Origin of the sequence: Mycobacterium sp. E1386 (assembly GCF_001672745.1) — a bacterium.
GTDB lineage: Bacteria > Actinomycetota > Actinomycetes > Mycobacteriales > Mycobacteriaceae > Mycobacterium.
Genome location: NZ_LZKH01000143.1, coordinates 1 through 5690, shown reverse-complemented (window position 1 = coordinate 5690; position 5690 = coordinate 1). Strand labels below are relative to the sequence as shown.

Sequence of the window (5690 nt, the reverse complement as noted above, 5' to 3'; positions counted from 1 at the left end):
CGCGCAGGTGCACCGGTTGTGCGGCGAGCTCCTGGCGCCCGCGCCGGCCCCCACCAGCCTGCCCGGTCACTGGACGCCGCACGTCACGCTGGCCCGTCGCGTCGCGGGACCGGCGCTGAGCCGGTCGCTGCGGATCGCGGGGCGGCCCCCGCTCGTCGAGGGGAGCTTCGCCGGTTTGCGCCACTGGAACGGCGAGAAGAAGGTCGACTACCTGATCCGCTAGCCGCCGAACAGCAGGTAAAGGCCGGTGAAGGTGTAGCCGACCATGACCAGCATCATGGTCAGCTGGCCGGTGAGCTGGTGCCCGCTCGGCAGCAGCCGCAGCGCCTTGTCGTGGGCGGCGATCACCGCGAGGATGTGGCCGGTCACCACGCAGGCCACCTTGATCCCGGCCAGCACCGGCGGGTGCGCGGACAACACGTAGGCCACCTGCTGGTGCGCCAGTCCCAGCAAATTCCAGCCGTGGCCGAGCGGGTCGGCCAGCGCGAACACGGCCTGTTGTCCGCGCTCGACGAGGTAGGTGAGGTAGTGGGCGAAGATGTAGCCCACCACGATCGGGATCAGGGAATGTGCCATCTGGCCGGGCAGGGCGCGGCGCTGGTCGCGGTCCACGCCGCCCGTCGCGCGCGCGGCGAGTGAAAAGGTCACCGCCACAACCGAAATGAAGACAATCAGCCCGAGGGTTCGCAGCAGCGACGACGCCGGCGCCGGCGTCAGGCCGATGTCGCGCGCCAGCCCGTCGGCGAAGCCGCGCCACGTCGGGGACGACGAGAAACTGTCGAACGCCGTGGACCCGAGCAACACCGCGAGCAGCACCACCACCCCGGGCCGCACGGGCAGCGACGGCAAATGGTCGAGCGGATTCCCGATGACGATCCTCCCGCTCGCCGGGTTGCGGCGAAACGGGGACAGCCGGGACACCGCCATGCTGTACACGCCGAACGGGTCGGCACGGGCCAGCCAGCGCTGGCCACACATCCAGGCGCCCACCAGCATGGCCACGGCGTATACACCCAGCCACGCGCCCACCCAGGGCAGGGACGCGGGGTTCGGGCTGGCCAGCTCCATCCAGACGAACGCGAACAAGCCCAGCGCGGCCGGGCGGTAGCCCCAGCGTTCGGGATAGGACCGCCGCGGGCGGTGCAGGCGCTCGGGCGTGGCCCGTCGCAGCAACAAATAGACCGTCCGCATCGGCGAAATGATCCGCCAAACCGGCCCGATCGCCAGCGACAGCGCCACCAGGCCGACCCACAGCAGCACGTAGAACACGCCGAGTAGGGCGTTGGTCTCCGACCGCGGGCCCCACACCCCGGCCGCCACCGCCCACGCCGCGAACACCAGCGCCAGCCCGGCGGCCGTCCACCGCGTCGCCCGCGCGTCGACCAGCGCGGTCACGGCCGCCGGCAGTGGGCGGCCGGGCTTGAGCGGATCGAACCGCGGCCGCCGCCAGGCGAAGGCGACCAGCGCGAAGGTGAACGTCAGGGCCCACGCCGCGCCGACCATCGCGTACATGTACGGCACCGGCAGGTCGCCGGATCCGCCGAGCCCGTGCGCGAGCACCACGGTCGCGCCGCCGCCGGTCACGGTTGGACTTGGACGGTCGCAATCGTGCGGTCCAGGTGGTGCAGCTCCACCTCGACGTTGCCGGGCACGTCGGCGCTGAACTGGAACGTCTGGTTGGGCGCCGCGGCCACCGGGAACTTGTGGTCGGGCGTCGAGTGCACGTGCAGCTCGTCGGGAGCGTCGCTGGTCACCTTCACCGTGATCGGCTGGTGCACCCTGGCCTGCAGCGTGGCGTTGGTGGGAGTCACCTGCCCGTTGGCGATGGTGACGTCGATCGTCGGGCCGGCGCCGGTGGCCTGCGACTGGTTATGCGAGCCGCCGCAAGCGATCAACGCCCACGCCAGCGCCGCCACCCACGCCGCAGCCAGAGCTCTACGCATACCCATCGATCAGGCCGCCCTGGGGGTGCCTGGCACGGTGTGCTTTTCCTCCTCCGCCCGCTTGGGGACGCTGTCGGCGTTGTTGATCCGGCCGGCGCCCCAGGTCAGGGCGGTGATCACCATCAGTGTCAGGAAGAGCACCACGATCCCACCGGCGGTGAACAGCCAGGCCGGCGCGCTCTGGTCACGCTCGCGCTGCAGGATGGTGACCTCCAGGACGAACGGCCGCGTGCTGGACGCCAGCGCGGGAACCTCGGGCGCCGGGATGGCATCGTCGGCCGGCTCGTAGATCGGCACGGCCGTCATGGTCCGGCCGTCCTGCACCCGCAGCAGGGTCTTCCAGTCTCCCCACACCGGGACCGGCTGGGTGGACCGGTAGTGCCCCGGCCCGACCTTGGCGAGCTTGTCGATCACCAGGCCACGGTCGTTCTGCATCCGCCCCTGCCACGACAGGATCGTCAGCCAGTCCGGGTGGTCACTGACCATGGTCGGCGGGGAGATCATCACGTCGGCCGACACCATCCGCTGCCCCGCAGGGCTGGGGAGATCCGTCAACGTCACCGTGGCGGTGTTCTGGCCCGGCACGAGGATGTGCAAGCCGTTGGCCACCGCGATGCCGATCACCAACACCGCCGCCGCCACCACCGAGATGCCGACCCCGCGGCTCGGCAGGCGCCGGCCCGTGAGGACCAGGCCGAACAGCGCGCCGCAAACCCCGGTCAACGCCGCGACGGGCACCGACATCGCCAGCGCCTCGCCCCACATGCTGGTCGGCCACGGGTAGTGGTACACCGCCCCGATCCACAGCGATTCCAGCCACAGCCCCACCGTGGCGACCGCGAGGCCGGAGACGGCGCCGAAGGCCACTGGACGCTTGATCAACGGGGTCAGCGCCACCAGCTCGACGACGAGGGCGGGCCCCAGGTACAGCGGGAACCAGTTGATCGGGGCGCCCAGGATGGGGCCGACCACCACCGCGACCGCACCGCGCAGCGCGATGGCGAACAGCGCCGCGATGATCGCGGCACCGCGTCCCATCGTCATGCGGGCCGCGACGGCCGCCAGCGCGGACGCCGCGGCGATCAGCATCGGCTGAAACACCAGCCGGAACTGCGGAACCCCGAAGTCGAACTCGATCTGGTAGACGGACAGGCCGATGAACAGCCCGCCGAAGGACAGGTAACGCAGGAAGGTGATGAAGGCGCCGTGGGTTACCTCGTCGGCGTCGTGCGCCTCACCTTCACGCTCCAGCATCAGCACCGAGAACAGCGAGAAACACGCACCGCCGATCATCATCAAATGCGTTGGGCCCCAAAGTGTTACGTCTTGCCCGAAGATCCGGTGCCAGATGTCGTCGAGCGGAAAGCCGATCATGGCGTACATCCCGCAGCCTGCCATCAGCAGGCCGCCGACGGGCGCGTGCCAGTTGCGGGTGATCCGCACCGCCGCGGGGCCCGGCTTGTCGAACGGCAGCACCACCGAGACCATGCCGGCGACGAAGATGCCGAACAGGCCGATGATGATGAAGTAGTGCGCGGGGTTGGCCAGGGGGCCGGGATCGCGCCCGTTGCCGATGTGCCAGCTGACGTCCCAGATGAACCCGAACAGGGCGCAGATGATGAACGTCGTGAAGATCAGGACCGGAAGCGCCACCCAGTTGGGCCGGTGGAACTTCTCGCCCAGCTTGTCGGCGACCCGCGTCAACCACTCGATCCGATGGGTGCGGTGGGCGTAGCCGACCCACAGCATGACCGCGGCGATCACCACCGCCGCGACCGACAGCCCGATCACCTGGTTCAAGCCGGCGCCGCGGGCAGGCGCTTCGGCAACGTAGGTCAGTTCCGTCGAGTTCATCGTCAAAACCTCCGAACACCACAGGGCCCGAGCTGTGATCCAGCTCGCAGGAAGCGGAATGCCCAAATCGGCGGCCGGTCAATCACCGATTTCGTTGTCTTCGCGCTGCGCGGCATCCTCCTGACCGCCGGGGGAGCGGCGGTCCTTGAGCGCGACGTAGAGGATCACGCCGACGACGATGATCGCCGGCAAGAACGCGGGGATCGCCAGCAAGATCATGTGGTGGGCCACATACGCGGCGTGCGGATCGGTCATTGTCGTGAGATACCCCGGCGGGCGGCATGTTCTGCGGCCGTTACCCTACTTTGAACACTTTTATTCACAGCTGCCCCCACCGTGGGCAGGGGGGCCGCGTGCGCGGCCACCGACGATGCAGGGGAGTACGGGTGACTCAAGCGGCAACTCGACCGGCCACCGGCGCCAACGACGCAGACATCCTGGCGGTTGCCCGTGAACAGGTACTCGAGCGCGGCGAGGGGCTGAGCCGGGAGCAGGTGCTGCAGGTGCTGCAGCTGCCCGACGACCGGCTCGACGACCTGCTGGCGCTGGCCCACGAGGTGCGGATGCGCTGGTGCGGGCCCGAGGTCGAGGTCGAGGGCATCATCAGCCTGAAGACCGGCGGCTGCCCGGAGGACTGCCATTTCTGCTCGCAATCGGGGTTGTTCGCCTCGCCGGTGCGCAGCGCCCGGCTGGACATTCCCAGCCTGGTCGAGGCCGCCAAGCAGACCGCCAAGTCGGGTGCCACCGAGTTCTGCATCGTGGCCGCCGTCCGCGGGCCCGACGAGCGGTTGATGGCCCAGGTCGCGGCCGGCATCGAGGCGATCCGCAACGAGGTCGAGATCAACATCGCCTGCTCGCTGGGGATGCTGACCGCCGAGCAGGTCGAGCAGCTGTCGGCGATGGGTGTGCACCGCTACAACCACAACCTGGAGACCGCCCGCTCGTTCTTCACCAACGTGGTGACCACCCACACCTGGGAGGAGCGCTGGCAGACCCTGTTGATGGTGCGCGACGCCGGCATGGAGGTGTGCTGCGGCGGCATCCTGGGCATGGGCGAGACGCTCGAGCAGCGCGCGGAGTTCGCCGCCGAACTGGCCGAGCTGGGGCCCGACGAGGTGCCGTTGAACTTCCTCAACCCACGTCCCGGCACGCCGTTCGGCGACCTGGAGGTGCTGCCGGTGCCCGAGGCACTGAAGTCCGTCGCCGCCTTCCGCCTGGCCCTGCCGCGCGCGATGCTGCGGTTCGCCGGGGGCCGCGAGATCACCCTGGGCGACCTGGGCGCCAAGCAGGGCATCCTGGGCGGCATCAACGCCGTGATCGTCGGGAACTACCTGACCACGCTCGGCCGCCCGGCCGAGGCCGACCTGGAACTGCTCGACGACCTGCAGATGCCCATCAAAGCCCTGAACGCCACCCTGTAGAAACTTGGAGACTGTGGTTCGGGAACTGGGCGCTCCGGTCAGCGCCGGCGTCTACAACGTCTACACCGGGGAACTGGGGGGCACCGCAGTGCCGACCGCGGCGCAGTTGGGCCTCGAGCCGCCCCGGTTCTGCGCGGAATGCGGCCGCCGGATGATCGTGCAGGTCCGCCCCGACGGCTGGCGGGCGCAGTGCTCGCGGCACGGTCAGGTCGACTCCATCGACTTGGAGGCCGAGCGGTGACCGAGCCCGTGCAGGGTCGGGACGCCCCGCCGGCCGCAACCGCCCCGCGCAAGCCGCCGGTGCGCGCCATCGCCATCGCCGGGCTGGGATCCGCGGCGGCCGGGGTGCTGGCCGGCGGGCTGTGGGCGTGGATCGCCCCGCCGATCCACGCCGTGGTGGCGCTCACGCGGGCGGGCGAACGGGTCCACGACTACCTCGGCACCGAGTCCGAGCACTTCTTCGACGCGCCGT

At 70.1% G+C, this 5690-nt stretch carries 7 protein-coding genes and 1 pseudogene; 4 read left to right on the top strand and 4 right to left on the bottom strand.

The window, feature by feature from the left end; translation table 11 throughout:
- A pseudogene (locus A5709_RS15155) lies at window positions 1-223 on the top strand (2'-5' RNA ligase family protein); the annotation flags it as partial.
- Here A5709_RS15155 and A5709_RS15150 read toward each other — a convergent pair.
- From A5709_RS15150 to A5709_RS28480, 4 genes are all read right to left on the bottom strand, one after another.
- The gene (locus A5709_RS15150) at window positions 220-1512 is read right to left on the bottom strand and encodes a hypothetical protein (protein WP_231986980.1); all 1293 of its coding nucleotides are present in this window, start codon (window positions 1510-1512) and stop codon (window positions 220-222) included. The pseudogene A5709_RS15155 and the gene A5709_RS15150 overlap by 4 nt on opposite strands.
- Window positions 1513-1580: 68 nt before the next feature.
- Window positions 1581-1949, bottom strand: a complete 369-nt coding sequence (locus A5709_RS15145) for a hypothetical protein (RefSeq protein ID WP_068120555.1) — start codon at window positions 1947-1949, stop codon at window positions 1581-1583.
- A 3-nt stretch (window positions 1950-1952) separates the two neighbouring features.
- Entirely contained in the window at window positions 1953-3797 is a 1845-nt protein-coding gene (locus A5709_RS15140; RefSeq protein WP_068120553.1) for a hypothetical protein, read from the bottom strand.
- A 78-nt stretch (window positions 3798-3875) separates the two neighbouring features.
- Window positions 3876-4052 carry a hypothetical protein gene (locus tag A5709_RS28480; RefSeq protein WP_197520154.1) on the bottom strand — a complete coding sequence of 59 codons (177 nt, stop codon included), beginning with the start codon at window positions 4050-4052 and terminating at the stop codon, window positions 3876-3878.
- A gap of 131 nt (window positions 4053-4183) precedes the next feature.
- On the opposite strand from A5709_RS28480, the gene bioB reads away from it, so the two are divergent.
- The 3 genes from bioB to A5709_RS15125 all read left to right on the top strand — a co-directional run.
- On the top strand, window positions 4184-5218 hold the full coding sequence (gene bioB / locus A5709_RS15135; protein ID WP_068120551.1) for a biotin synthase BioB: 1035 nt from the start codon (window positions 4184-4186) through the stop codon (window positions 5216-5218).
- A gap of 13 nt (window positions 5219-5231) precedes the next feature.
- A complete protein-coding gene (locus A5709_RS15130; protein WP_068120550.1) occupies window positions 5232-5459 on the top strand; it encodes a hypothetical protein in 228 nt (75 codons plus the stop codon).
- A partial coding sequence (locus A5709_RS15125; protein WP_156768052.1) for a DUF2567 domain-containing protein occupies window positions 5456-5690 on the top strand: 235 nt, incomplete at its 3' end. The genes A5709_RS15130 and A5709_RS15125, both read left to right, overlap by 4 nt.